Below are 25,570 nucleotides of genomic sequence, written 5' to 3'. Positions count from 1 at the left end.
AGCCGTTCTCGGGCGTGCGGGTGGCGTGCTGCTCGGAGGCCGCCGACCCGGCAGAACCCGCGCTCGGCTTGTCACCGCCTGGCTGGTTGGGAGTGCTCACTAGGACTCCTTAGCTCCTTTGCCGCTGCTCTCGGCGTTGTCTTCGGGCTCGTCGGGTTCGTCGGCGTTGCGCGCGATCGCGAGCAGGGTGTCGCCTTCCCCGAGGTTCATCAACCGAACGCCCTTGGTCTGCCGACCGGCCCTGCGGACTTGCTTGGCGGCGGTGCGGATGACGCCACCGCCCGAGGTGATCGCGTAGAGCTCGTCGTCATCGTTCACGATGAGCGCTCCGACCAGGGTGCCACGTTTCGGGTCGTACTGGATCGTGAGTACGCCCTTTCCGCCCCGTCCCTGTGGCACGTAATCCTCGATCGGGGTGCGCTTGCTGTACCCGCCCGACGTCGCGACCAGCAGATAGGTGCCTTCGCGCACGACGTTGAGCGACAGCAGCTCGTCGTCCTCGTTGAACCGCATGCCCTGGACACCGGACGTGGCGCGGCCCATCGGGCGCAGCACCTCGTCGGTGGCCGAGAAACGGATCGACTGCCCCTTCGCCGACACCAGCAGAAGGTCTTCGTTGGCGGAACACAGCACGGCGCCCACGAGTTCGTCCTCACCGCGCAGGTTGACGGCGACGATGCCGCCGGACCGGTTGGAGTCGAAATCGGTGAGCTTCGACTTCTTGACCAGGCCGTTGCGGGTGGCGAGGACGAGATACGGCGCGTCCTCGTATGTCTTGATCTTGATGACGCTCTGGATCCGCTCGTCCGGCTGGAAGGCCAGCAAGTTGGCCACGTGCTGGCCGCGCGCCGTGCGGCTCGCTTCCGGAAGCTCGTAGGCCTTGGCCCGGTACACGCGGCCCTTCGTCGTGAAGAACAACAGCCAGTCGTGCGTGGAGCTGACGAAGAAGTGCGACACGATGTCGTCCTGCTTGAGGCCGGCGCCCTGCACACCCTTGCCGCCACGCTTCTGCGAGCGGTACAGGTCGGTCTTGGTGCGCTTGGCGTAGCCGGTCTCGGTGATGGTGACGACGACGTCTTCGCGGGCGATGAGGTCTTCGTCGGCCACGTCACCGTCGGCCGCGACGATGCGGGTGCGTCGATCGTCGCCGTGCTTGTCGACGATCTCCTTCAGCTCGTCCCGCACGATCGCACGCTGGCGTTCGGGCTTGGCGAGGATGTCCTGCAGGTCGGCGATCTCGCGTTCGATCTCGGCGAGTTCGTCGACGATCTTCTGCCGCTCCAGAGCCGCGAGACGACGCAGCTGCATGGCCAGGATCGCATCGGCCTGGATCTCGTCGACGTCGAGGAGTTCCATCAGGCCGGCGCGCGCGATGTCGACCGTCTGCGAGGCGCGGATCAGGGCGATGACCTCGTCGAGGGCGTCGAGCGCCTTGACGAGTCCGCGCAGGATGTGCGCGCGTTCTTCGGCCTTGCGGAGCAGGTACTCGGTACGACGGCGGATGACCTCGACCTGGTGGACGACGTAGTGCCGGATCATCTGGTCCAGGCGCAGCGTGCGGGGCACACCGTCGACGATGGACAGCATGTTGCACCCGAAGCTGGTCTGCAGCTGAGTGTGCTTGTACAGGTTGTTGAGGACGACCTTCGCGACCGCGTCACGCTTGACGGTGACGACGATGCGCATACCCGCACGGTCCGAGGACTCGTCGTGAATGTCGGAGATGCCGGCGATCTTGGCATCGCGGACCTGTTCGGCGATCGACGTGATCAGGTTGTCCGGGTTGACCTGGAACGGCAGTTCGGTAATGACGATCGTGGTGCGCCCCTTGGCGTCTTCCTCGATCTCCACCACACCGCGCATCCGCACCGATCCGCGACCCGTGGTGTACGCGTCGTGGATGCCCTGACCACCGACGATCAGGCCGTGTGTCGGGAAGTCGGGTCCCTTGACCCGTTCCATGACGGCCGTGAGGGTGGACTCCTCGTCGGCTTCCCAGTTCTCCAGAGCCCAGTAGATCGCCTCGGCCACCTCGCGCAGGTTGTGCGGCGGGATGTTGGTAGCCATACCGACGGCGATGCCACCGGAACCATTGATCAACAGGTTGGGGATACGGCTGGGGAGAACTGTCGGCTCTTGCGTCCGGCCGTCGTAGTTCGGAGCAAAATCGACCGTCTCGTGGTCGATCTCGCGCAGCATTTCCATGGCCAGCGGAGTCAGGCGGCACTCCGTGTACCGCATGGCTGCGGCGCCGTCGTTACCGCGGGAACCGAAGTTGCCCTGACCGTCGACGAGCGGGTAGCGCAGCGACCACGGCTGCGCCATGCGCACGAGGGTGTCGTAGATGGAAGCGTCACCGTGGGGGTGGTAGTTACCCATGGTCTCGGCCACCGGTCGCGCAGACTTCACATAACCGCGGTCGGGCCGGTAACCGTTGTCGTACATTGCGTACAGGACACGCCGGTGCACCGGCTTGAGGCCGTCCCGCACGTCGGGCAGCGCACGGCCCACGATCACGCTCATGGCGTAATCGATGTAGCTGCTCTGCATCTCCTGCTGAATGTCGACGGGCTCGATGCGGTCGTGCCCCGGTCCCTCCGGCGGCAACGTTGTGTCAGTCATGAGCTCCTTCTTCTACTCGGCTTGACGTCTCCTCGCGGACGAGTGGTCCTGCACGACGTCACGCAACCACCCGAGTCTATAGGTGCAGGTCAGCTGGAACGGTGAAGGACTCGGATGCACTCTTGAACAGGGCGGGTTCCGCGTGTCCGCTACCGGAGTTCCAAATCCCTACCACGGCTTTCGGCCGCGAGCGATTCGGCGGCCAGCATGTCGGCCTCGAGTTCGAGTTCGGCGGCCACCCGGTCGGGCGCCATCAGCAGCGCCGTGATCGGGATCGTCACTGCCAGCATGCCCAGCACGAAGACGGGGAACAGGATGGAGAACACCTCGAGACCGTCGGGGCGTGGCGCCTCCGGATCGACCGTCACGCTCAGCCCGAACACGCCCGTGTAGTGCATGGCCACCAGGGCGGCCGCCAGTACCAGCGACGCAACCAGACGCAGCGCCCGGGAGTCGAGTATCGAGATCGACCACATGATCGCGGCACCGATGACCAGGCCGACTACCGCGGCGGCGCCTGTCAGCACCGGGTCGAAGCTCACGGATCCCTGGATCACGAGCGAGGAGACGATGGCGAGGTGCATGCCGGCGAGACCGACACCGAGGATCACGGCAGCTGCGGCCAGCCTGCTGATCTCGACCGAGGTGGTCGGCCGCCGATGCTTACTCGGCGGCGGACTGACGATCAGCAACGCCACGCCGGCTGCGAGCACCGGTACCGCGAACGACACCACGATCCACACGGCGTCGTAACGCAGGGTGCTGCCCGCGACCTCGAACCCGACCATTGCGATGTAGTGCGGCAGCCACGCCCCGATGCCACCGATCGACACTGCACCCCACGCCAGCCAGAGGTAGCGCTGGCGCGGACTCGTCGCCGTCTTCGCCTTGCGGCCACTGGCGATACCGACGAAGAGGCCGATGAACGCCGTGACCACGGCAAGACCGACCACCCACGTGCCCATGGAGAACTGCTGTAACTCGTCCGACATTGTTCGAATCCTCAGTACACGGCCGTGTGAAGCTTGGTCAGTGCATATTCGGTGATCGCCACGAGCGCCTGCTTCGCCGACTCCCGATCGCGGGCATCGATGGGAATGATCGGCACATCCTCGGAAATCGCGAGCGCCGCCCGGATGTCCTCGATCGGATAACGCGGCGCGTCGTCGAACTCGTTGATCGCGACCAGGAACGGCAGGCGACGAGCCTCGAAGAAATCGACCGCCGCGAAGCTCTCGTCCAGCCGGCGGGTGTCGATCAGGACGATCGCCCCGATCGCGCCGCGGATGAGGTCGTCCCACATGAACCAGAACCGGTGCTGACCCGGCGTTCCGAATAGGTACAGGACCAGGTCGTCGGCCAGGCTGATGCGACCGAAGTCCATCGCGACCGTGGTCGTGCCCTTCTGCGGGGTGGCAGCCAGGTTGTCGACGCCGTCGCTCGCGTTGGTGACGAGCGCCTCGGTCCGCAGGGGGACGATCTCGGAGACAGCACCGACCAGCGTGGTCTTGCCGACGCCGAACCCACCGGCGATCACGATCTTGGTCGAGGTCACCCGGTTGCGGGGTTCAGATTTCGCGAAGTCCACTGAGGACCCTTTCGATGAGTTCACGACGTTCGGAGTCGGTCGAATCTTCCTTCAGGGTTGCCAGGATCTTCAGATGACCAGCCTCGACGAGGTCGGCCACCAGAACGCGGGCCACCCCCAAGGGCACCCCGACCCGGGCGGCGATCTCGGCGACCGACGGCGACTGCTGACACAACGCGACGATGGCCGCGTTGACGTCGTCGAGTTCCCATTGCCGGTCCACCGACTGCGGCAACGCCTGGATCAAAGCTTCGAGAGCGAGCTCGACCGCCGGCCGGGTTCGCCCCGACGTCAGCGAGTACGGGCGAACGATATTCGGTCCCGGATGCTCGAAGTGCTGGTCGTCCATGGCCATCTCGAAGTCAGAGGCCCTGCGGAGTGCGCGGCGTCGCCTCGACCGACGCGCCGACGCGATCGACGAGGATGGCCATCTCGTACCCGACCTGCCCGATGTCGCATTCGGCATCCGTGAGGGTGGCGAGATGAGATCCGTCACCGACGCTCATCAACAGCAGGTAGCCGTGCTGCATCTCCACCACCGACTGGAGCACTCCACCACCTTCGAAAAGGCGTGACACCCCCGCCGACAGGCTGGCGAGCCCGGAGGTCACCGCAGCGAGCTGCTCGGCCCGGTCGATCGGCAGGTGGGCGCTGGCCGCCATGAGGAGGCCGTCCGCCGACACGAGCACGGCATGGGAGACGCCGGGTACGTCGCTGGCGAAGTTGGACACCAACCAGTCGAGAGGTCGCGTGACGTCGGATCCATGAGCGGTGTTCATCGGTCTCCTTCAATGCTGTTGCGTTCCGCGAGGCTGTTGCGTTCCGCGAGGCTGTTGCGTTGCGCGAGCCTCGTGGCCCTGCCGTTTCGGACGCCCTGCTGGTGACGGCTGAGATTCGCGCGAATTGTCTCAGGATCGCGCACGCGTCGCAGCGTCCCCGTATTGTGCGCGCCCTCGACCGTGCCGGGAAGCAGGCGTTCGCCGGGCCGACGTTTCGGCAGGCCGATCTCGGGGTCCACCTCGACGGGGGCCGACGTGACCCGCTCGACGGCGGACCAGCCCGCGTCACCGGCGGACTGCCAGACACCGGGAGCGCCTTCGTCTCCCGTCGGATCGGTGAGCCAGTCGGACACCATGTCGGCGAAGATCGGAGTACCACCGCCGGGCCGCTGCACTGCCTCCGCCGGAGGCGGGTCGATCCGGGACTGGAAGAACGACGCCGTCTTGGCCGGGTCGGTGCGGTAGCGGTGCCGCACGGGTGCCTGATCCCCGGATGCGGGGGGCGGCGTCGTCGTAGACGCCGAGCGATCCGGCACGGGCCGGTCTTCGCGCCGCGGGAGCTGCGGCAACCGAGGTCCGGCAGCCGGCGTTGTGGGGGTAGCCGGCGTTGTCGGGGTAGCCGCCTGCGGTCGTCGCACGGGCAGCTTCGGCATGGCGCCGGTTCCGCGGACGTTCACGGTTTCCGGCGACTGACCGTTCGGTGCCGCGGCCGTCGTACCTGGGTCGCGGGCGATACCGCTCGCGCCGGGCTGACGACGAGGCAGGCTCGTCCCCGACGCAGTGGTGACGGCGGGTGCGGCGGTGGGCGTCGGGTCCGGCCGAGATTGCGGCGTGCGGGTCGGCAGAGCGCCCCGGGTAGAGGGCTGCTGCGCGTCGTCCCGCCGAGGCGCGGGCGCCGGGATGGCCGCTCGGACGGGCGCCTGGTTGATCTTGCGCTGCGAGCCGGTGTCCTGGCGAGCCGCCTGCGACACGATCAGTGCGTTGGGAATGTGAATACTCACGGTCACGCCGGGGTTGCGTGCGGTGTCGAAAGTGGACCGCAGCCGCACGGTGAGACCGTGCCGCTTGGCGAGGCGGCTCACCACGAAGAGGCCCATGTGGCGTGCCGTCTCCGGACCGACCTCGCCGCCGGATGCGAGCCGCTCGTTGATGTCCCGCATGTCGTCGGCCGGGATACCGATGCCGCGGTCGGCGATCTCGAGGAGCACTCCGCCGTCGACCGCCCGGGCGAAGCTGAACGTGACCACCGTGTCGGGTGGTGAGGCCCGCAGCGAGTTGTCGACGAGTTCGGCAAGAAGGTGGACGACGTCGGTGACGACGGCACCGCTGAGGGCACCTTCCGGCGTTGCTCCCATCTGGACGCGCTGATAGTCCTCCACCTCGGAGATCGCGGCGCGCAGAACGTCACCGAGAGCAATGGGCGCCGCCTGGGAACGACGCACCCGGGTACCGGCCAGGATGAGGAGGTTCTCACCGTTTCGGCGCATACGCGCGGCCAGGTGGTCGAGCCGGAAGAGGCTCTCGAGTCTCTTCGGGTCCTTTTCCTCGAACTCGAGGTTTTCGATGAGTCCGAGCTGCTGGTCGACCAGCGACTTGCTTCGGCGGGCGAGAGTTTCGAACATGTCATTGATCTGGAGGCGCAGTTGCGCCTGCTCACCGGCGAGTTTGAGGGCCTGACCGTGGATGTCGTCGACGGCGCGGGCGAGCTGCCCGATCTCCTCCGTCGAGTGGACGGCCACCGGATCGAATGACAGGTCTCTCGGATCGTCGCTCGACTTGATCTGCTCGATCGCCTCCGGCAGGTCGCGGCGGGCCGCCTTCAGGGCGCCGTACCGCAGTCGTCGAATCGGACCGATCAGCGACCGCGATACCAACAGTGCCAGGACGAGAGCGGCGAGCAGTGTGCCGAGGACGATGGCCGTATCACGCAGCGCGGCGGACCGAGTTTCTGCTGCCCGCGTCTGCACCGTGGCGGCGATGTCCTGCGCGACCTCGCTCGTCAGCTCCTGGTAGACGTCACGGCTGCCGATCAGCGAGGAACGCAACTGCAGGATGGGGAGTACCCCGCCGCGCGCTGCGTCGGCGAGACCCTGATCGATGAGCGCGTTGCGGGCGGCGATGTTGTCACGCAAGGTCGTGAGCCGAGCATCACCCTCCGGGTAGTACCGGTTCAGGACGTCGAGAAGGCTCGATTCGGCACCCGCCGCGGCGACGACGGCCGACGTGGGAATGTCACCGGTCCGGGCCTTTTCCCGACCCTGAGGGGTGGCGTAGACGTCCTTGACGGCGACGAGCCCCATGGCCTGGTCGAACAGCCGGCGCTGCGCCTGCCAGGCGTTACTGAGCAGGTATCCCTTGTCGACCACTTCGCTGTCGTCGATGGGGCGGACGATGTCGTCGACCTCGCGGAGGAAGTCGGTGGCGAACGCCCGCTGCCGTTCGGCGAGGAGATCGCCCGCGACTCCGGGCGAGTCCATCAAGTTCAGCATGGCCCGACCGTCGGACACGGTCTGGTTGATGGAGCTGGCCACCGCGGGGTCGAGGTCCGGGTTCCGGGCGTGTTCGGACACCTCGTCCATCAGGGTCTCCGCGGTCTCCCGGTCTTCCTTGGTGAGCGTTCCGGAGGCATAACCACTGGTCACGGTGCCCATCGCTGCCTCGAGGGCCACGATGTCGGGGACGCCAACGATCTGGTCGGCGGCCTCGGTGAAGTGAACGGCGTTACTCAGTTCGCTCTGCACTCGGAGCCCACCGAGCACCATGGCGACCGTAACGGGGACCGCGAGGACTGCAGTGACCTTCCATCGCAGCCCCCAGCCCTCGATATCCCAGAACTTTGCCCGGGGCGGCGAATCGTCGCTCATCCCACGCTTCCTTTCCACCCATTCATCGATCGCGGGTCGGTGTTCGACACCACGCCCGCGGCAGCAGACGGTCGGCCGCGACGACACGTGACGACGGAGGGAAGTGATCGATCAGTTGCGCGCCGTGCGGCGCTGCCCGGCGCACCCATCTCCGAATGTAACGAGTTCATCACGTCCCTACGGGGAACGTTCTACCACAGAACTTCACCGACTCTTACTTTCGAGTAACATGCGCACCACTGATTTCGTACGTTCCCGTTTCCGCGGGTTGATCAGCGGCCCAGGCTACACAGAACCGCGCGGCGCAGTCGAGATCGTCGTGGAGTCGAGGCATCGGTCACCGGCCGTATACGGAGCAGCCACCGGGGGCTCTGCCCGCCGGTGGCTGCACGACTTCGGTGTGGATCTGCGCCCGATACCTACACGTCGAGGAAGCGGACGTCCTTGGCGTTACGGGTGATGAAGCTTCGCCGGGCCTCCACGTCCTCGCCCATGAGGACGCTGAACAGTTCGTCGGCGGCGGCCGCGTCGTCGAGGGTGACGAGACGCAGAACACGCACCGACGGATCCATGGTGGTCTCCCACAGTTCCTTGGCGTTCATCTCGCCGAGACCCTTGTACCGCTGGATGCCGTCATCCTTGTTGATCTTCTTGCCCGCTTCGAGACCGGCCTTGACGAGGACGTCACGTTCACGATCCGAGTATGCGAACTCCGGGTCGCTGCGCTGCCACTTGAGCTTGTAGAGCGGCGGTTGCGCGAGGTAGACGTGCCCGTGCTCGACCAGCGGCCGCATGAAGCGGAACAGCAGTGTGAGCAGCAGCGTTGCAATGTGCTGGCCGTCGACGTCGGCGTCGGCCATCAGCACGATCTTGTGGTACCGGAGCTTGGCGATGTCGAATTCGTCGTGAATTCCGGTGCCGAACGCGGTGATGATCGACTGGACTTCGGTGTTCTTCAGGACACGGTCGATGCGCGCCTTCTCGACGTTGATGATCTTTCCGCGCAGCGGCAGGATCGCCTGGTACATCGAGTCACGCCCCGACTTGGCCGAGCCGCCTGCGGAGTCGCCCTCCACGATGTAGATCTCGGACTTGCTGGGGTCGTTGGACCGGCAGTCGGCGAGCTTGCCCGGTAGACCACCGAGGTCGGTGGCGCTCTTGCGACGCACGAGTTCGCGCGCCTTACGTGCCGCCACGCGCGCCTGCGCCGAGGACACCGCCTTGTTGACGATGGTCTTCGCGTCTGCGGGGTTGGCCTCGAACCAGTGCGACAGGTGCTCGTTACACGCCTTCTGCACGAAGGACCTGACCTCGGTGTTGCCGAGCTTCGTCTTGGTCTGTCCCTCGAACTGCGGCTCGGACACCTTCACCGAGATGATGGCCGCGAGACCCTCACGGATGTCGTCACCGGTCAGCTTGGGGTCTTTCTCCTTGAGGAGCTTCTTGTCGAGCGCGTACTTGTTGACCGTTGCGGTCAGCGCCGACCGGAAACCCTCCTCATGGGTGCCGCCCTCGTGGGTGTTGATCGTGTTGGCGAACGTGTGCACCGACTCCGAGTAACCGGAGTTCCACTGCATCGCCACCTCGAGCTCGTGGCCGGTGCCCTTCGCGGTGAACCCGACGACGGAGTTGTGGATCGGCTGCTTCGTGCGGTTGATGTGCCGCACGTAGTCCTCGAGACCGCCCGGGTAGTGGTAGATGCGGGTCTTGACCTTGTGGACGGCGGGGGACTGCGCCTCGGCCGACTCGTCCTCCGCGGTCTTCGGCGCTTCCGCGACCTGGCTGACGACCTCCTCGGTGACCTCGGCGTCGCTGACACGCTCGTCGGTGAGCGTGATCGTCAGGCCCTTGTTCAGGAATGCCATTTCCTGCAGGCGCCGCGCGACCGTCTCGAAGCTGTAGGTGGTGGTCTCGAAGATGTTCGAGTCGGCCCAGAACCGGACGGTCGTTCCAGTTTCCTTGGTGGGCTCGCCCTTGACGAGCTCGCCGGGCTTGGAATCCGTGTAGGTCTGGGTCCAGCGGAAGCCGTCGCGCTTGATGTCGACTTCGAGGGTGGTGGACAGCGCGTTCACCACGGAGATACCGACACCGTGCAGACCACCGGAGACGGCGTACGAGTCGGAGTCGAACTTTCCGCCGGCGTGCAGCTGGGTGAGGACCACCTCGACGGTGGGAACTCCGGACGCGTGCATTCCGACCGGAATGCCACGACCGTCGTCGACGACCTGGACTCCGCCGTCCTCGAGAAGAGTGATCTCGACCTTGCTGGCGTAGCCGGCCATGGCCTCGTCGACCGAGTTGTCGACGACTTCCCAGATCAGGTGGTGCAGACCGCGTTCACCGGTGGAACCGATGTACATACCCGGTCGCTTACGAACTGCTTCGAGTCCTTCGAGGACGGTGATGGAAGAAGCGCCGTAGTCCTTGCTGGAGGTGCTTTTGTCTGACTTCTGGGCAGCCACGGGTGGGTAGCTCTCCTTCTCCGTCCACTACCCGGCACACGCGTCCGCCGCCCTGTCCGGGCCTGCGGAAAACGAGAGTCGGGAATCTTGCCGCTAGTTACCTCGGCCATCATACTGGTACGCCACGCCCACAAGAGGGCTATGACACCCCTGAGCGGCCCGTAGGCGAATTTTCAGGATGGTTCGGGGGTGAAAACGTAGGCCGAACGGCCCAGAGATTCGTCAGGCGCCGCGCTCCTCGACATCGCGGAACGCCCGCTCGTCGAGATCGAGGACGAACTCCGCCGTGAGCTGGGCAATGTCCTCCGCGTGCGAGATCGGTGACCAGTGTCCGGCGTCGATGTGACGACGTCGCAGGTCGGGTGCCCATTTCTCGGTGTCCTCGTAGCCCACCGGGCGCACTGCTTTGTCTCTGGCATTGAGAATCAGCTGAACCGGCACGTCCGTGTAGCGGTCGCGGGGCCTGCCGAGACACGTCCTGATATTCGCGCGGTAGAGCTTCAGACCGTTCACCATGTCGTCCGCCAGCGTCGGGCCGGGCTGCACGAGCGCGGGGTCGAGTCCGTCGAAGAATTTCAGGAATGCCGGCCAGTGACGCGAGAACCACAGCCGAAGCGGCAGTGTGGCCAGCCCGGGAATCTGGAACAGAACCGTGTAGGCCGACGCCACCGCCTGGGCGAGCGGTCCACCGAAGCTGCGGTCCGATATCCGGCGGCGCATCCACTTGCCCAGGTGATCGAGGTTGGGCCCGGACACCGACGTGAAGGACGCGATCCGCTCGGCGGCCCCCTGCTCACAGACGGCTTCCCACGCCTCCACCGACCCCCAGTCGTGGGCGAGGACGTGAACCGGCTTCCCCGGGCTCACCGCGTCGATGACCGCGAACAGGTCACCCGCCAGCTCGGGCAGTCGATAGTCCGCCACGCGGGTGGGCACGGTGCTGTCCCCTGCCCCTCGACTGTCGTAGCTGATCACCCGGAAACGCTCCGCCAGGAACGGCACCAGGCGTTGCCACAACTCGTGGGTGTCCGGCCAGCCGTGTACCAGGACGATGGTGTCGCCGGCAGGATTGCCCTGTTCGAACACCGCGAGTTCCACGGGTCCGTTGGAAATCCGCACGGCAGTACCGGGGATGTGTGCACTCATGAAGGGTCCTCGACTCTTTCGAAGCTTCGGTGTCGTCGGTTCACAGGTCGAGGACGAGACGACCGCCCTCGGAACGGGAGACACAGATGAGCATTTCGTCCTGTTGTTCGGCGTCGGTAAGCCGGTTTTCACGGTGTTCCGCCTTGCCCGCCAGCACCTTTACCCGGCAGGTACCGCAGAAACCCTGCTGGCACGAATATCCGACACCGGGCAGCCTGTCCTTGATCACGCTCAGCGCCGACTCGTCGGCGGGAACGGTCAGCACCTCGCCGGTGCTCACCAGCTGTACTTCGAACTCGCGGCCGTCGAGTACCGGTGGTGCACCGAATCGTTCGAAATGCAGCGCCGCGGCGGGACTCGACGTAAACCCACGCCGAACCGATTCGAGCATCGGGGTGGGCCCGCAACAGTAGACCGCACCGCCGGGGACGGCACGCTCGAGCAGGTCGGTCGAGCTCGGCAGTCCGCACTCGTCGTCGGGACGGATGAACACGCGTGAGGGTTCGAAGGTTTCGATCTCGTCGAGGAACGGCATCGATTCGCGCGAACGCCCGGAATAGACCAACTGCCAATCCATCCCGAGTTCCCGAGCCGCCCTCACCATCGCCAGGATGGGAGTGATTCCGATACCACCTGCGACGAACAGCGCACTGCCCTCACCGACGAACGGAAACCCGTTGCGGGGACCGCGGACCGTCACCGAGGACCCGGGCTCGAGCGCGTGCATCTCGACGGACCCGCCGCCCCCGTCCGGGATTCGCCGGACAGCGATGCTGTAGCCGTGTCGATCGGACGGATCGCCGCACAACGAGTACTGGCGCCGAAGACCGGAGGGCAGGTGGAAGTCGAGATGCGATCCGGGGTGCCACTCGGGAAGTGCCGCACCGTCTTCCGACTCGAATCGGAGCAGCACCACGTTGGCGTCGCGGGCCACGACCTGACGATGCGACACGACGAGCGTCATCGCGCTGTCAGGATTGTGCCCGGCAACCACCTGGTTGTACTCGTAGGCCGTGAGCACCCGGAGATACTTCTCGGCGACGGCCTCGGTGATACGCATGGCGCGGTCCGGTCGTTCTCGACCCTTGATGTCCGGCGGTGCGTCGTAGCGATTCAGGCCCTTGGCTTTCAGGACATTTCGCATGGAAGCGAGTTTCATCGTTGCGCCGCCTGTGCCGCCGGCGACGACGCCAGGTACTTCACCGCCTGCGCCGTCGACCCCTCGTTCGAAGGGTGGTACGACCGAGTGAAATACGCCGACATTCTTTTTGTCAGTTCCCATGCCGTGGGCAAGGTTCCCCGCTTACCCGCCGCGAAGAAGTCGGACAGGTGCGGCTTACGCCGATGTTCCGACCACGGGGCGAGTTCAGGATCGTTACGCATGAGGAAACGGGTTCCCCGCACCCACAGCCATACGATCACCGGCGTCACGATCAGCTGGGTACGAATGCGCCGGGATTCACGCTTGTCGAAGTACCGCATGACGTCATAGGCGACGGAGCGATGTTCTACCTCCTCGGCACCGTGCCACCGCAGCAGGTCGAGCATGGTCGGGTGCACTCCCGCGCGATCGAGACCCTCGGCATTGAGCACCCAGTCACCGAGGAATGCGGTGATGTGCTCGATGGCGGCAATGACGGCGAGGCGCTCGATCAAATGGTTCTTTTCCCGCAACCCGGTCAGTGGGCGCGGTCCCAGAATCTTCTTGAAGGTCCATTCCATCTGATCGGTGAAGGGCGTGGGATCGAGGCCCTTCTCCTTCAGATGGATCAACACCTTCGAATGGGCGTTGGAGTGCATTGCCTCCTGGCCGATGAAGCCCACGACGTCGTCACGCAGTTGCTCGTCCTCGATCAGGGGCAGCGCCTCCTTGAACGTGTCGACGAACCACTCCTCTCCTGCGGGGAGGAGAAGGTGCAGAACGTTCAGTACATGCGTGCTGAACGGATCGCCCGGGATCCAGTGCATCGGGAGGTTCGACCAGTCGAACTCGACGTTTCTGGCCTGCAACAGGATGTGATCCGGTTCCGGGATCGCCGTTCGGTTACGCGGTGCAGTCGGGGCGGACATTCGGTTACTCCTTCGTGCCGACCACTGAGCCACGCGGATTCGATGTGGCACAGTTCACTCAACAACTCGAGGTAACTGTAACATCGGGTATCAGATACGGCCAGGGCCTGTCACCGAATCAGCTCAGCCGTAGGTGTCCCTGGGCCCGCGACCGCGCACGTGTCGCTCACCCTTTCGCCAGCTCGGAGCAGAGGGGCCGGTGATACGCAGTGACTTCACGACGCCGTCACCGACGGCCGCGGCAATTTTCGCGAGTATCTGTGATTGCATCATTCGCAGCTGGGTAGCCCACGCAGTCGACTCCGCGGACACACTCAAGATTCCGTCACGAAGCCCGGTCGGCTCGGCGTGCGAGGCAATGTCCTCACCGACAACCTGCGTCCACCGGCCAAGAACCGTCCCCTCGGACACCTTGGGTGCCCAGCCTCGTTGCTTCGCAATTGCGCTCGTCAGCGCACCGAACGGCTGCGGATCACGATCGTCGGGCCCCGGACCCGACCACCCACGCCGGCGACGGGCACGCAGGCTCCGAACCCCCGTTCCGGAACGCCGACCCTGGCCCACGGATTTACCGCTCGCCTTTGCGGCGGCCCGTGCCTCCTCGAGGGCGCGCCGGGCGAGGTCGACTCCCTTCAACTCCGGTTCCGGAGTCTCCGCGGGGGTGTGGTCATGACCCTCCGTCATCAGGCAGCTCCTTACTCTTGTCCGTAATCTGCGAGATGCGTCCTCGATCCGTGTCGCGGGCCTCCACACCGAACCGGACGGCCTCGAGTTCTGCGGGAACGTCCTCCGGCACCGCAGCGGTGATGAGTACCTGTTCGGCGTCCACGGCGACGCGGGCGAGCGCACTGCGACGACGCCGGTCCAGCTCGGCGAATACGTCGTCCAGCATCAGAACCGGATCACTGCCGTCTGCTCGCAGCAACGCGAACGCCCCAAGTCGCAGAGACAAGGCGAACGACCAGGACTCCCCGTGGCTCGCGAATCCCTTGGCGGGTGTGTCGCCGAGTTGCAATTCGAGATCGTCGCGATGAGGTCCGACCAGGCACACCCCCCGCTCGATCTCCTTCGACCGCATGACCGACAACTCGTGAAGGAATCGCTCCTCGAGAAAGGCGATGTCATCAGGCGCGGGATTCCGCGACGAGTCGGTGAATTCCGGCGGGAGGGACGAGCCGAGGCTCGAGCGGTAACGGATACTCGCCGGTCTGGATTCGGGAGCGAGTGATCGGTACGACTCCGCCAGATGGGGGGCGAGGTCGTGGACGAGTTGTAGCCGCCCGGCGAGCAGCTGGGCACCGTGGGCGGCCAGATGCCCATCCCACACCTCGAGGGTCGCAAGAGCGCTGGCGCCGTCCTCACTCGCGGAAGAACCGCTGCGCGAGACCCGCCGCAACGCACCACCGGCCGTCTTCAGCAGTGCCGACCGCTGTCGTAGGACACGGTCGTAGTCGGCACGCACCGCTGCCATCCGCGGGATCCGGGAAGTGAGGAGTTCGTCGAGGTAGCGACGCCGATCTCCGGGGTCGCCGCGAACCAAGGACAGATCCTCGGGGGCGAACAACACCGTCTGCAGGATCCCCAGAATCTCGCGCGGACGACGAGTCGGCGATCGATTGATCCGGGCCTTGTTGGACTTACCCTCGATCAGTTCGACGTCCACCGTCAGTTCCCGACCGGCGTTGACGACGGTCGCGCCCGCGAAGGCCTGTCCGGTACCCGTCCTGATCAGCGGAGTATCCGAACCGACTCGATGCGACGACAGGGTGGACAGATAGCCCAGCGCCTCGAGCACGTTCGTCTTGCCGTGCCCGTTGGGACCGACGAAGACGGTGCACCCCGGACGCAGGTCGAGGCTCAGTGCGTCCCAGGACCGAAAGTCTCTGAGCGAGAATGCGCGGACGAACACCTATGTTCCAGAGCCGGTTTCCGGCTCGCCCGCGGCCTTCTTCACAGCGTGTCCACCGAACTGGTTACGTAGCGCGGACACCGCCTTCATGGCCGGGGAATCTTCCTGCCGCGAGGCGAAACGCGCGAACAGTGCCGCCGAGATCACGGGCGCAGGAACAGCATGGTTGATCGCTTCCTGCACCGTCCAGCGGCCCTCACCGGAATCCTCTGTGTACCCGGAGATTTCCGCGAAATCTGGGTCGTCGCCCAGCGCCTTGACCAGAAGTTCGAGCAGCCACGACCGCACGACGGTGCCCTTGGTCCAGGCGCGGAGAACACCGTGAACGTCGGTGATCAGCTCTTCGGCCTCGAGTAATTCGTATCCCTCGGCGTACGCCTGCATCAGGCCGTATTCGATGCCGTTGTGAATCATCTTCGCGTAGTGGCCGGCTCCGATCGGACCTGCGTGGACGAAGCCGTCCGCCCGCTCTCCTTCGGGGCGAAGCGCATCGAAGATCGGAAGTGCCCGTGCGACATCGGCTTCCGCGCCACCGACCATCAGCCCGTAACCGTTCTCGAGTCCCCAGACTCCGCCGGACACACCGCAGTCCAGGTAACCGATATTCCGGGACGCCAGCATCTCGCCGTGCACACGGTCGTCGGTATATCTCGAGTTTCCACCGTCGATGACCAGGTCCCCGGACTCGAGCACGGTCGACAGCTCCGACACGGTGTCCTGGGTGATCTTTCCCGCCGGAACCATCACCCACACGACTCGCGGAGACTCGAGTCGCTGCGCGAGTTCCGTCAGGGATGCCACGTCGGTGACCTCGGGACGAGGGTCGTAGCCGACGACCTCGTGACCGTGCGCGCGCAGACGCTCGCGCATCTTGAATCCCATTTTCCCGAGTCCGACCAACCCGACCTGCATCGTGATCTCCCGTCCGCTCGTGAGATTTCTTCCGACAGTGGCCCTTTCGCTCCCGGCGACGCGTCAGCCGGGGAGGCGGACCGGCATCAGCAGGTAGGTGTACGCACTCTCGGGTGCCGAGAAGTTGCCGGAATCGTCCGGCTCGATCTCTTCTTCGGTGGCGGGGCGCAGCACGGCGGGACGGCTGGGGGTGGTGAAACCGAACAGCACCTCCTCGCTGTGGAGCGAGGAGAGTCCGTCTATCAGATAACCCGGGTTGAAGGCAATGGTCAGGGGCTCTCCGCGGAACACCGCGTTGAGGCCTTCCTCGGCCCGGCCCGCGTCGTCACCGCCGGCCGAGAGGAGGAGTCCCTCGGCAGAGAACTGGAGGCGGACCTGTGCGCCACGCTCCGCGACCAGCGCCACTCGCTTGATGGCCTCGATGAGCGGGGCAATCGGGGCGGTGGCCATGGCGGTGTGCTCGGACGGCAGGAGCTGGCGGAATTTCGGGAACTCGGCGTCGAGGAGTCGGGTGGTGGTGCGGCGGCCGTCGTTGACGATGCCGAGAAGTCCGTCGTTGCCGACGGCGGAGCCGGAACCCAGAGCGAGCTCGACGGGCGAAGTGGCATCTCCGGCAAGAGTTTTGGCCGACTCGGACAAGGTCTTGGCAGGGATGAGGACGGCAGCCGACGTGTCGGGGTTGGTGGGCGACCACTCGAGTTGACGCACGGCGAGACGGAACCTGTCGGTAGCGGCGAGCACGATCGTGCTCTTCTCGATCTCGACACGAATGCCCGTCAGCATCGGCAGAGTGTCGTCTCGGCCTGCAGCGACCGCCACCTGGCTGATTGCTTCGGAGAACAGGTCCGCGGGGATCGAACCAGTCTGCTGGGGCAGCTGCGGTAGCTGGGGGTAGTCCTCGACCGGCATGGTGGGCAGCGAGAACTTGGCACTTCCACAGGCGATCAGAACGCGTGTGCCTTCGAGGGTCACATCGACCGGCTTGTTCGGGAGCGCCTTCGTGATGTCAGCCAGCAACTTGCCGGACACCAGGACCTGTCCCGTACTGCCGACCTCTGCCGCTACCCGCACCTGGGCCGACACCTCGTAGTCGAATCCGGAAACCGTCAACCCTTGTTCGGTTGCGTCAAGGAGAACCCCGCCGAGAACCGGGACAGGGGGTCGCGACGGCAGACTGCGGGCGACCCATGCCACTGAATCAGCGAATTCTTCCCGGGAGACGCGAAACTTCAGGCTTCCAAGCTCCATCGCCGGGTTGTTCCTCTCGGTAGCACGGTTGGTCGGCACGGTCGAGCCGTGACCACTGGCACTGCAGTCTTTCACAGAGCGGCGATGCATAACCGTAAGCCCTCGAGGACGAACTTGAAAGCGGAACACCCCGGTCCTCGAGTCCTCGGCCGAGGCCTGTGAACCGACTCGATCCCCAAGCCTGTTTTGAAAGAGTTTCTTAGAAGAAATATTCAGAAGTACTATTAGGTCCTGTGGAATCTGTGGACGAACGGCCTTAGGCGCTGGTCGGTCCGCCCGCCCGCATGGGGAATTCTCGAGGACAAACTCGAGGACCAATCAGGCACCCGTGTGGACTACTCGAGGTTGTTCAAAGTTCTGCACGTTCTGTCCACAGAGATTCCCCGTCATCCCCACACTTATCCACAGGTGTGAATGCTTTTCCCCAGGTCTCGGCGTCGGCGTGTTGCACCGGTGTGTCGCGCGCTCGCCCGGTGCGCCCACCCTCGAGTACTCCCTCGAGGGTGACCTCGAGGGTGACCTCGAGGAAGGGCTCGAGGAGGCCCTCGAGGGGCGGCTCGAGCCACCCGCCGTCGCCGGCCACACTCCTCACGACGACTCGTGCCCCGGCAATCGAACTACCGGGGCACGAGGAGGGCAGGGCGAAGATCTACCGCTTGGAGCGCTGCTTGATGCGGGCTGTGAGCTCCTGGACCTGGTCGTAGACCTTCCGGCGTTCCGTCATCTCCTTGCGGATCTTCTTGTCCGCGTACATGACGGTGGTGTGGTCGCGGCCGAATGTCTGACCGATCTTCGGCAACGAGAGGTCCGTCAGCTCACGGCACAGGTACATGGAGATCTGCCGCGCCTGCGCCAGCGGACGGGCCTTACCCGGGCCACACAGGTCGTCGATCGACATGTTGAAGTACTCAGCCGTCACGGCCATGATCGTGGCCGCATTGATCTCGAGACTCGACGAATCCGGCATCAGATCACGCAGGACTACCTCGGCCAGCGTGAGGTCCAGGGGCTGCCTGTTCAAAGAGGCGAAAGCGGTCACCCGGATGAGCGCCCCCTCGAGTTCCCGGATGTTCCGCTCGATCCGGCTGGCGATCAACTCGAGGACGTCGTCCGGCACCTCGAGCCGGTCCATGCGGGCCTTCTTGCTGAGGATCGCGATGCGGGTCTCGAGTTCGGGCGGCTGGACGTCGGTGATCAGGCCCCATTCGAAGCGGGTGCGGAGGCGTTCCTCCAGCGTGGCGAGCTGCTTCGGCGGTCGGTCGGAAGACACGACGATCTGCTTGTTCGCATTGTGAAGCGTGTTGAAGGTGTGGAAGAACTCCTCCTGGATACCCTCTTTACCCTCAATGAACTGGATGTCGTCGACCAGCAGCACGTCGGTCTCACGGTAGCGACGCTTGAACGCCACTTTCCGGTCGTCGCGGAGGCTGTTGATGAAGTCGTTGGTGAACTCCTCGGTGGAAACGTACTTCACCCGCATCCCCGGGAAGAGACGTTGCGCATAGTGACCGGCCGCATGCAACAGGTGGGTCTTGCCAAGGCCCGACGCGCCCCACACGAACAGCGGGTTGTAGGCGCGGGCAGGAGCCTCGGCGATGGCGACGGCGGCCGCGTGCGCGAAGCGGTTGGACGAGCCGATGACGAAAGTGTCGAAGGTGTACTTCGCGTTCAGGCTGTTGCCGCCCGTCGAAGTGGGCGCCGGGCCGGCCGGTGGTTTCGTGAAGTACGACGGCCACGATTCGTGGACACTCGCGAGCGCCTCACTGTCGTCGTCGACCTCTTCGAAGTCCGTGGTGTCGGAGTAGGGCTGGTCTTCACCGGAGCCGAATCGGCGACGGCGATAGGTGCCCGCACTGGTGGCCGAAGGCTCGAGATGCCGGGGAGTGTGCCGGTGGTCCGGTTCGGGTCGGTGGTCCCGGGGAGGAGGATCGGAGTCGGGTTCGTTGTCGACCGGGGCTGCGATCCGAACGCCGAGACCCTCCACTTGTTCACCGAGGTGCCGGCCCAGCGCGTGCAGGATCGGTTCACGAAGATCCCGTTCGATCGCTTCCTGCGCGAACGGCGACGGAACCGAGAGCAGAGCGAAACCCTGGGCCAGTGTCAAAGGTTTGACGAGTGCCAACCATGCCTTCTGGCCACGCGTCAACGGTGGCAGATCGCCACCGGGTGAATCGGACGTGAGGTCAGCGACGACGTCGATCCAGATCCGTGCGAGCGCATTCGGATCCTCGTTCACGTGGTTCCTCCCCAGTTTGTCGAGATGTCGGTGCCGTCGCCGAGGTGGAATTGGGCGTTCCCCGACCTGAGGATGGACCCCGTACGGACCTACGAATATGCCATCTGAACTGTGTTTCCACACAATTATCCACAGATGTGGACAAAGCATGGAGGACTGGTGTGAAGACGTCGTTACGAGGTGAAGATTCCAGATTTACCGCCCTGAGCTGCGGTTTTGCGCAGGACGTCTGGACGAGGGGGGTGGACCCACCCGGGATGTGACGTGCGTCAGCAACCCTCGGGGTGACCGAAGGCGGGACACCATCTGTGCCCTGTGGATGAATTGTGGTGAATGTGCAGATGAGAACGGTGAAGTCGAGAGCTGGGCACTCGATCAGGGTTCATCGGCGAGACCATGTTTCAACGCTAGCAACAGTGTCGGCAACCTCACAGCGGTTTGGCACATCGGAAGTTGGGTGCAAGCATTTATCGAACCTCGGCGTGTCGGTCATCCCGTTCGCAGAGGAAGTGCAGGTGAGCGAGTTTGACCTGACCGGGAGTCATCAGTACTCTCGAACAGTCACCCTGTGGTGAGGTGGCGGTATCGTGCTGGATTCAGTCCAGCAGCGATGTCGTGTGTCACTGCTGGTTGACCACCTGAGTTTTCGACCATGTTAGATCCAGGACGCCGGGAGGCGTCGATGAATTTCGAGGAGTGTTGACCGTGGCCAAGGGCAAGCGGACGTTCCAGCCGAACAACCGACGCCGCGCGCGCGTTCACGGCTTCCGTCTTCGTATGCGGACCCGTGCGGGTCGTGCAATCGTTTCGGCGCGTCGCCGTAAGGGCCGCGAATCCCTCACCGCCTGATCCCGATACTGGGTTCAGGAGCTCGGGGTGTTGCCTGAGCCGTACCGATTGCGTCGTCATTCAGACTTTTCGTTGACTGTCCGACGCGGTCGCCGGATGGGAAGACGCGATCTGGTTGTCCACGCATTCGACCGTGGACAGACAGATGAGCTGGTGAGTAGCGGCGGTCCACGATTTGGACTGGTTGTGAGTAAGGCTGTCGGGCCGGCGGTGATTCGACATCGAGTCGCACGCCGGCTTCGTCATATCTGCATCGACCTGGTGGGTGCTGTTCCAGCCACCACCGATGTGGTGATTCGGGCTCTTCCGGGAGCCGCGACTGCAAGTAGCCGGGATCTGGACAAGCAACTTCGTGCAGGTCTCTCCCGATTGGATCTTCTTGCGCATGAGTAACTTCGCATGAAAAGCGCACTCGACGAGTCGCGCGCCGCCGTGGCGGGTGCCGATACCCCGACGACGTCCACGTGGGCAACCATCCGTGCCCTCCCGGCGCGAATCCTTATCTTTCTGATCGAGTTGTACCGGACATATGTGTCGCCCCTGAGGTTGCCGACCTGCCGGTTCACACCCACCTGTAGCGAGTACGCAGTCGAATCCCTGCGCACCCACGGGGTTCTCAAAGGTCTTGTCTTGACGGTGGTCCGGCTGGCGAAATGTGCGCCCTGGCACCCTGGTGGGTGGGATCCCGTGCCCGGTGGGCCGGATTCGGTCCCTCACCAACATGCGGGTAGCCGTCATCCGGGTAGCCGTCAACACTGTCCGGTGAACGTGGACGAACAGAGGAGTACATAGAGCCGTGCTCGACTTCATTTACTATCCGGTGTCCGGGATCCTGTGGGTCTGGCACAAGGTTTTCGGGGCGATTCCCTTCCTGGGACCGGACAGTGGCTTCACATGGGCCCTCTCCGTGGTGTTCCTCGTCTTCACCTTGCGCGCCATCCTGTACAAGCCCTTCGTCAAGCAGGTGCGTACCACGCGCCAGATGCAGGAACTGCAACCGCAGATCAAGGCACTGCAGAAGAAGTACGCAGGTGACCGCCAGCGGCAGGCCGTCGAGATGCAGAAGCTCCAGAAGGAGCACGGATTCAACCCGATCATGGGCTGTCTACCCGTGCTTGCTCAGGCGCCTGTGTTCATCGGTCTGTTCCACGTTCTTCGGTCGTTCAACCGCACCGGCACCGGTTTCGGACAGCTCGGCATGTCGGTCGAGGACAACGCGAACACGCCGAACTACTTCTTCAGCGTCGAGGACGTCCAGTCCTTCCTGAGTGCCCGACTTTTCGGTGCACCGATCTCGGCTGCGATCACCACCCCGTCGGATCAGCTCGAGGCTTTCGCGATCTACGGTCCGGTCCCAACCATGCTGAATATTGCAGCGGTCGCTATCCCGCTCATGGTCATCGCGAGCGTTGCGACACACTTCAACTCCCGCGCCTCCGTCGCTCGACAGAGCCCTGAGGCCGCCGCGAACCCGCAGTCCGCGATTATGAACAAGCTTGCGCTGTGGATCTTCCCGCTGGGCGTCCTTGTCGGTGGCCCCTTCCTCCCCATCGCAATCCTTCTCTACTGGGTGAGTAACAACATCTGGACCTACGCGCAGCAGCACATCGTCTTCCGGAAGATCGATGCGGAAGAGGAAGAGAAGAAGCAGGCAGCGCTGGCTCGTCGAGCGGAGAACGCCCCGAAGCCCGGTGCACGCCCCAATCTTTCGAAGAAGAAGAAGGCTGCGGTAGACGGAGCCCCGAGCGAACCAGAGGTCGTTGACGGAGTGGTGGAAGACGACTCCGAACAGTCGACGGGAACTGTGAGCGGTGACGGTTCTCCGACGGGTACGTCGAAGCCGAAACCCGGTGCCCGACCTCAGACGAACCGCGGAAAGTCCCCTAAGCGCAAGCGGCGCTGATTCAGAAAAGAGAACGAGTATGGCTACTGAGCCTGACATCGCAGTGGACGGAGATGAGACAGACGTGACTGCTCCGACGCAGAACCCGGACACCGAGGTTGACTCCGATTCTGACGACTACCTCATCGAGGAAGGCGAGATCGCCGGCGACTACCTCGAGCAGCTCCTCGACGTGCTCGATTTCGATGGCGATATCGATCTGGACGTCGAAGGGGATCGAGCAGTCGTCAGTATCGACGGGGGTGACGATCTCACCAAGTTGGTCGGCCGCAAAGGTGAGGTACTCGACGCACTCCAGGAACTCACACGCCTTGCTGTGCAGCAGGCAACGGGTGAACGTAGCCGGCTGATGCTGGACATCGCTGGTTGGCGTGCCGGGCGTCGCGCCGAACTCACCGAGTTGGGTGCCTCCGCGGCACGCCGCGTGCTCGAGACCGGTGAACGGGAGGAGCTCACTCCGATGACCCCGTTCGAGCGGAAGATCGTGCACGACGCTGTTGCCAAGGTCGCGGGTGTCTCCAGCGAGAGCGAGGGCGCTGAGCCGTCGCGTCGCGTAGTCGTGATCAAGGACTGACTCAGCACACCACATTTGGAAGGCGGGCCCAGGGATACCTTGGGCCCGCCTTCTCCATTCCGGCAACAGTGGTCGGTTTCTCTCGTTTCACGTGAAACACACCAGCCCCTCCCCTCCCCCGGCCTGAGTCATCGGCCGGACGGCAATGTGCCGCCACGACCCAGGCCCCTCGCGCGCAGGTGCTGACATGAAGCGCTGGACGGCCGTCCGGGCGGGCTGGGTGGGAGGAGGCATCCACAACTGCCGATTTTGCGAACTCGTCCTGAACCGGAACCGGTGACTCGCCCATCCGTCGAGTCGGCGTGTGTGGTCGTGGCTCGACGAAGGATTGGTGCCACGCGCGTGAGGGGCTGGGGCCGGAGCGACGTCGGTTGGCGGTACCGGCGAGAGACAGGCGTTTCGGTCGATTGAGTTTCGCGGCAGCGAGCTCGGCTACTTGCGCCGCGCCACACTTCCACCGAGGAAGCCGACTGCGCGCGACCGCGGGATCGTGATGCTCGTTTCGATAGAAGGTGTGTGCCCGGAGCGTCGGAGGTGGTTGGTTTCGGTGTGGCATGTGGACCCAGCGGCAAGCGGTCGGCGGTCCGGGATTCCTTCGGTTCAGGTGAGCCGGGCGGTGCATTACGAAAAATCGGCGAAATTTTGAGCCGGTTTTCGGCCATCCAACCACCCATCGGAGTTTCGTCACTGTGATGATTCCGATTCGGGCTTGTCGACGCGCCGCAATGGGCGCATCTCGGGATTTGTCAGGCAATCGGAGATGCAGTGATCGTGGCGGCAGCAGCACAGGGCGGCCGACATGTGGGGTGGGCCCAGGTCTCTTCTCCGAACGCGGCAGTCGGTCAAGTTCCTCGGGTGCGGCGTCAGTCCTAGCGACATCAACGGCCACATCGGTGGTTCCACGTGAAACATCGCTCTCGGTGCCGATATACATTTTGAGCCGCTCGGCTGACGAGACCGCGGACACCAGAAGTCGCATCGTCTCCATCCAATCCTGCCTGGTGATGGCTGAACTCGGGGCACCTGTCGCCGGCAAGAAGGCGGGCGAGAGTCTTCGCGTTCAATTCAGTGTTCGGTAGCTTCCAAGCCGCCGAGCGGGTACATCGGTTCCGGCAGCGCGCTCACCGATCCTGGGAGCGTGCCCACGTTGCCCGTACCGCATACCGTCGTCCTATCCACTTATTGTCGACGCCAGCCGTGGGGGTCACCGACGCCGAGCTGGCGTTTGATGATGCGCCCATCTCGGGTGAAACCCTCGCAGTTCGGAAGGGTTCGAATCCGACGTAGAGACGCGCCTCGAATCCTAATGGACTTCGGTAGCCCGGGCGGGGCCGCGCGTATCACCAGCGACATCGGGAGACGATCCCGAGACTGTGTCCGCATGTTCCACGTGAAACACAGTCCGGATGCGACCCCATTGGCAGACGGAACAAACGTCCCGGCGTGTGTCCTGGCGTCGCACATACGGCACCGCTTCCCGAACATGCACAGAAGCCGGATGCCTCGGACGATCTCGAACTCGCGATCGTGGGCAAGGCGCCTAGTTGCGCGTCTACCGGACCGACGGCGTTCTCCGCTGGGACCACTCCCCTCCCCCACCGAGGGTGTGGCGGTCTGAACACTGTTCGGCGTTGCGGGTGGGTGTTAGGGGACGCAGTCGGGAATCAGGGCGGATAATGGAGAGGCTGAGTTTGTAGAAGATGAGCTCTTCGCGGGAGGATGTTTCACGTGGAACCGAATGGTGAGAAGCCGGCCGACTGGGACGAACAAGCGGCGGCTCGCCAGGTGTTCGGTGAACGATTCGACATCGCGGAGCGGTACTACAAGTCTCTGGCAAGTGACGGTGTAGAGCGTGGTCTGATCGGGCCACGAGAGGTTCCTCGCCTGTGGGAACGGCACCTTCTCAACTGTGCAGTGATCGGTGAGTTGATCGCTGAGGGCGAGTCCGTGGTGGATGTCGGCAGTGGAGCGGGACTGCCCGGTATTCCGTTGGCGATTGCCCGTCCCGACTTGCGGATCACGTTGGTCGAGCCGCTGCTGCGACGATCTGTATATCTTGCGGAGTTCGTCGAATCCAACGGTCTGGATGTGTTGGTTGTTCGTGGTCGCGCGGAAGAGTCTGGCGTGGTGAAAGAAGCCGGTGGCGCGGATGTCGTCACATCACGGGCAGTGGCACCGTTGGAAAAGTTGGCCAAGTGGTCGCTGCCGTTGATCCACGAGCATGGGAGAATGCTTGCACTGAAGGGTTCGAGCGCGGCCGACGAGATCGCCCGCGACCGTGCCGCTTTGACTCGGCTGGGTGCTGGCAAGCTGGACATCGTGGAATGTGGAGTGGGTCTTCTTCCGGTTCCTACCGTGGTGGTTCGGGCAGAGCGTGTACCGAAACGCCGTCAGCGCCGATGAGACAC

General features: G+C 64.4%; 22 protein-coding genes. 6 read left to right on the top strand and 16 right to left on the bottom strand.

Annotation, left to right across the window (positions count from 1 at the left end; all coding sequences use genetic code 11):
• Positions 1 to 99: 99 nt before the first annotated feature.
• The 16 genes from gyrA to dnaA form a co-directional block, all read right to left on the bottom strand.
• Positions 100 to 2,622 (bottom strand): DNA gyrase subunit A, encoded by a 2,523-nt coding sequence (gyrA, locus tag ACH49N_RS22590; RefSeq protein WP_109325324.1) that lies wholly within the window; start codon positions 2,620 to 2,622, stop codon positions 100 to 102.
• A 149-nt stretch (positions 2,623 to 2,771) separates the two neighbouring features.
• Positions 2,772 to 3,614 carry an MHYT domain-containing protein gene (locus tag ACH49N_RS22585; protein WP_358274679.1) on the bottom strand — a complete coding sequence of 281 codons (843 nt, stop codon included), beginning with the start codon at positions 3,612 to 3,614 and terminating at the stop codon, positions 2,772 to 2,774.
• An 11-nt stretch (positions 3,615 to 3,625) separates the two neighbouring features.
• Entirely contained in the window at positions 3,626 to 4,177 is a 552-nt protein-coding gene (locus ACH49N_RS22580) for an ATP/GTP-binding protein (RefSeq protein WP_109334763.1), read from the bottom strand.
• A gap of 13 nt (positions 4,178 to 4,190) precedes the next feature.
• The gene (locus ACH49N_RS22575) at positions 4,191 to 4,565 is read right to left on the bottom strand and encodes a DUF742 domain-containing protein (protein WP_159918452.1); all 375 of its coding nucleotides are present in this window, start codon (positions 4,563 to 4,565) and stop codon (positions 4,191 to 4,193) included.
• A gap of 7 nt (positions 4,566 to 4,572) precedes the next feature.
• Positions 4,573 to 4,989, bottom strand: a complete 417-nt coding sequence (locus ACH49N_RS22570; RefSeq protein ID WP_109325319.1) for a roadblock/LC7 domain-containing protein — start codon at positions 4,987 to 4,989, stop codon at positions 4,573 to 4,575.
• The gene (locus ACH49N_RS22565) at positions 4,986 to 7,853 is read right to left on the bottom strand and encodes an ATP-binding protein (RefSeq protein WP_358274682.1); all 2,868 of its coding nucleotides are present in this window, start codon (positions 7,851 to 7,853) and stop codon (positions 4,986 to 4,988) included. The genes ACH49N_RS22570 and ACH49N_RS22565 overlap by 4 nt, the downstream gene beginning before the upstream one ends.
• 419 nt (positions 7,854 to 8,272) lie before the next feature.
• A complete protein-coding gene (gyrB, locus tag ACH49N_RS22560; protein WP_159918449.1) occupies positions 8,273 to 10,315 on the bottom strand; it encodes a DNA topoisomerase (ATP-hydrolyzing) subunit B in 2,043 nt (680 codons plus the stop codon).
• Positions 10,316 to 10,537: 222 nt separating this feature from the next.
• Positions 10,538 to 11,461, bottom strand: a complete 924-nt coding sequence (locus ACH49N_RS22555) for an alpha/beta fold hydrolase (RefSeq protein WP_358274683.1) — start codon at positions 11,459 to 11,461, stop codon at positions 10,538 to 10,540.
• Between the two features lie 40 nt (positions 11,462 to 11,501).
• The gene (locus ACH49N_RS22550) at positions 11,502 to 12,620 is read right to left on the bottom strand and encodes a PDR/VanB family oxidoreductase (RefSeq protein ID WP_358274685.1); all 1,119 of its coding nucleotides are present in this window, start codon (positions 12,618 to 12,620) and stop codon (positions 11,502 to 11,504) included.
• Positions 12,617 to 13,531, bottom strand: coding sequence for a metal-dependent hydrolase (locus tag ACH49N_RS22545; RefSeq protein WP_358274687.1), 915 nt, complete (start codon positions 13,529 to 13,531; stop codon positions 12,617 to 12,619). The genes ACH49N_RS22550 and ACH49N_RS22545 overlap by 4 nt, the downstream gene beginning before the upstream one ends.
• Before the next feature lie 123 nt (positions 13,532 to 13,654).
• Positions 13,655 to 14,215 carry a DUF721 family protein gene (locus ACH49N_RS22540; protein WP_358274688.1) on the bottom strand — a complete coding sequence of 187 codons (561 nt, stop codon included), beginning with the start codon at positions 14,213 to 14,215 and terminating at the stop codon, positions 13,655 to 13,657.
• Positions 14,199 to 15,440, bottom strand: a complete 1,242-nt coding sequence (gene recF, locus ACH49N_RS22535; protein WP_358274689.1) for a DNA replication/repair protein RecF — start codon at positions 15,438 to 15,440, stop codon at positions 14,199 to 14,201. Before recF ends, ACH49N_RS22540 begins: the two co-directional genes overlap by 17 nt.
• Positions 15,441 to 16,352: a phosphogluconate dehydrogenase (NAD(+)-dependent, decarboxylating) gene (gene gnd / locus ACH49N_RS22530; protein ID WP_358274690.1), complete on the bottom strand. Its 912-nt coding sequence runs from the start codon at positions 16,350 to 16,352 to the stop codon at positions 15,441 to 15,443.
• 63 nt (positions 16,353 to 16,415) lie between these two features.
• Positions 16,416 to 17,600, bottom strand: coding sequence for a DNA polymerase III subunit beta (gene dnaN, locus ACH49N_RS22525; protein ID WP_109325305.1), 1,185 nt, complete (start codon positions 17,598 to 17,600; stop codon positions 16,416 to 16,418).
• A gap of 349 nt (positions 17,601 to 17,949) precedes the next feature.
• Positions 17,950 to 18,192: a hypothetical protein gene (locus ACH49N_RS22520; protein ID WP_358274693.1), complete on the bottom strand. Its 243-nt coding sequence runs from the start codon at positions 18,190 to 18,192 to the stop codon at positions 17,950 to 17,952.
• Positions 18,193 to 18,249: 57 nt separating this feature from the next.
• The gene (gene dnaA / locus ACH49N_RS22515) at positions 18,250 to 19,836 is read right to left on the bottom strand and encodes a chromosomal replication initiator protein DnaA (RefSeq protein WP_250774053.1); all 1,587 of its coding nucleotides are present in this window, start codon (positions 19,834 to 19,836) and stop codon (positions 18,250 to 18,252) included.
• A gap of 705 nt (positions 19,837 to 20,541) precedes the next feature.
• Here dnaA and rpmH point away from each other — a divergent pair.
• From rpmH to rsmG, 6 genes are all read left to right on the top strand, one after another.
• On the top strand, positions 20,542 to 20,685 hold the full coding sequence (rpmH, locus tag ACH49N_RS22510; RefSeq protein WP_005263481.1) for a 50S ribosomal protein L34: 144 nt from the start codon (positions 20,542 to 20,544) through the stop codon (positions 20,683 to 20,685).
• Between the two features lie 27 nt (positions 20,686 to 20,712).
• On the top strand, positions 20,713 to 21,078 hold the full coding sequence (rnpA, locus tag ACH49N_RS22505) for a ribonuclease P protein component (protein WP_109334762.1): 366 nt from the start codon (positions 20,713 to 20,715) through the stop codon (positions 21,076 to 21,078).
• Between the two features lie 6 nt (positions 21,079 to 21,084).
• A complete protein-coding gene (gene yidD / locus ACH49N_RS22500; RefSeq protein ID WP_358274694.1) occupies positions 21,085 to 21,477 on the top strand; it encodes a membrane protein insertion efficiency factor YidD in 393 nt (130 codons plus the stop codon).
• Positions 21,478 to 21,481: 4 nt separating this feature from the next.
• Positions 21,482 to 22,588, top strand: a complete 1,107-nt coding sequence (yidC, locus tag ACH49N_RS22495) for a membrane protein insertase YidC (protein WP_358274696.1) — start codon at positions 21,482 to 21,484, stop codon at positions 22,586 to 22,588.
• Positions 22,589 to 22,607: 19 nt separating this feature from the next.
• Complete coding sequence (locus ACH49N_RS22490) at positions 22,608 to 23,162, top strand: protein jag (RefSeq protein ID WP_109334759.1); 555 nt, start codon at positions 22,608 to 22,610, stop codon at positions 23,160 to 23,162.
• Positions 23,163 to 24,881: 1,719 nt separating this feature from the next.
• Positions 24,882 to 25,565 carry a 16S rRNA (guanine(527)-N(7))-methyltransferase RsmG gene (gene rsmG, locus ACH49N_RS22485; protein WP_109334757.1) on the top strand — a complete coding sequence of 228 codons (684 nt, stop codon included), beginning with the start codon at positions 24,882 to 24,884 and terminating at the stop codon, positions 25,563 to 25,565.
• The last annotated feature ends 5 nt before the right edge of the window (positions 25,566 to 25,570 follow it).

It is taken from the genome of Rhodococcus sp. NPDC019647 (genome assembly GCF_044389235.1).
GTDB lineage: Bacteria > Actinomycetota > Actinomycetes > Mycobacteriales > Mycobacteriaceae > Rhodococcus_F > Rhodococcus_F oxybenzonivorans.
The sequence above is the reverse complement of the archived record's forward strand: the minus strand, read 5'-3'. Positions and strand labels throughout refer to the sequence as shown.

What these genes read in the sequence shown, in the direction of transcription:
- gyrA (WP_109325324.1), bottom strand. Translation starts at nt 2,622, where the DNA reads ATGACTGACACAACGTTGCCGCCGGAGGGACCGGGGCACGACCGCATC.
- ACH49N_RS22585 (WP_358274679.1), bottom strand. Translation starts at nt 3,614, where the DNA reads ATGTCGGACGAGTTACAGCAGTTCTCCATGGGCACGTGGGTGGTCGGT.
- ACH49N_RS22575 (WP_159918452.1), bottom strand. Translation starts at nt 4,565, where the DNA reads ATGGCCATGGACGACCAGCACTTCGAGCATCCGGGACCGAATATCGTT.
- ACH49N_RS22570 (WP_109325319.1), bottom strand. Translation starts at nt 4,989, where the DNA reads ATGAACACCGCTCATGGATCCGACGTCACGCGACCTCTCGACTGGTTG.
- ACH49N_RS22565 (WP_358274682.1), bottom strand. Translation starts at nt 7,853, where the DNA reads ATGAGCGACGATTCGCCGCCCCGGGCAAAGTTCTGGGATATCGAGGGC.
- ACH49N_RS22555 (WP_358274683.1), bottom strand. Translation starts at nt 11,461, where the DNA reads ATGAGTGCACACATCCCCGGTACTGCCGTGCGGATTTCCAACGGACCC.
- ACH49N_RS22550 (WP_358274685.1), bottom strand. Translation starts at nt 12,620, where the DNA reads ATGAAACTCGCTTCCATGCGAAATGTCCTGAAAGCCAAGGGCCTGAAT.
- ACH49N_RS22545 (WP_358274687.1), bottom strand. Translation starts at nt 13,531, where the DNA reads ATGTCCGCCCCGACTGCACCGCGTAACCGAACGGCGATCCCGGAACCG.
- ACH49N_RS22540 (WP_358274688.1), bottom strand. Translation starts at nt 14,215, where the DNA reads ATGACGGAGGGTCATGACCACACCCCCGCGGAGACTCCGGAACCGGAG.
- gnd (WP_358274690.1), bottom strand. Translation starts at nt 16,352, where the DNA reads ATGCAGGTCGGGTTGGTCGGACTCGGGAAAATGGGATTCAAGATGCGC.
- dnaN (WP_109325305.1), bottom strand. Translation starts at nt 17,600, where the DNA reads ATGGAGCTTGGAAGCCTGAAGTTTCGCGTCTCCCGGGAAGAATTCGCT.
- yidD (WP_358274694.1), top strand. Translation starts at nt 21,085, where the DNA reads ATGAAAAGCGCACTCGACGAGTCGCGCGCCGCCGTGGCGGGTGCCGAT.
- ACH49N_RS22490 (WP_109334759.1), top strand. Translation starts at nt 22,608, where the DNA reads ATGGCTACTGAGCCTGACATCGCAGTGGACGGAGATGAGACAGACGTG.
- rsmG (WP_109334757.1), top strand. Translation starts at nt 24,882, where the DNA reads ATGTTTCACGTGGAACCGAATGGTGAGAAGCCGGCCGACTGGGACGAA.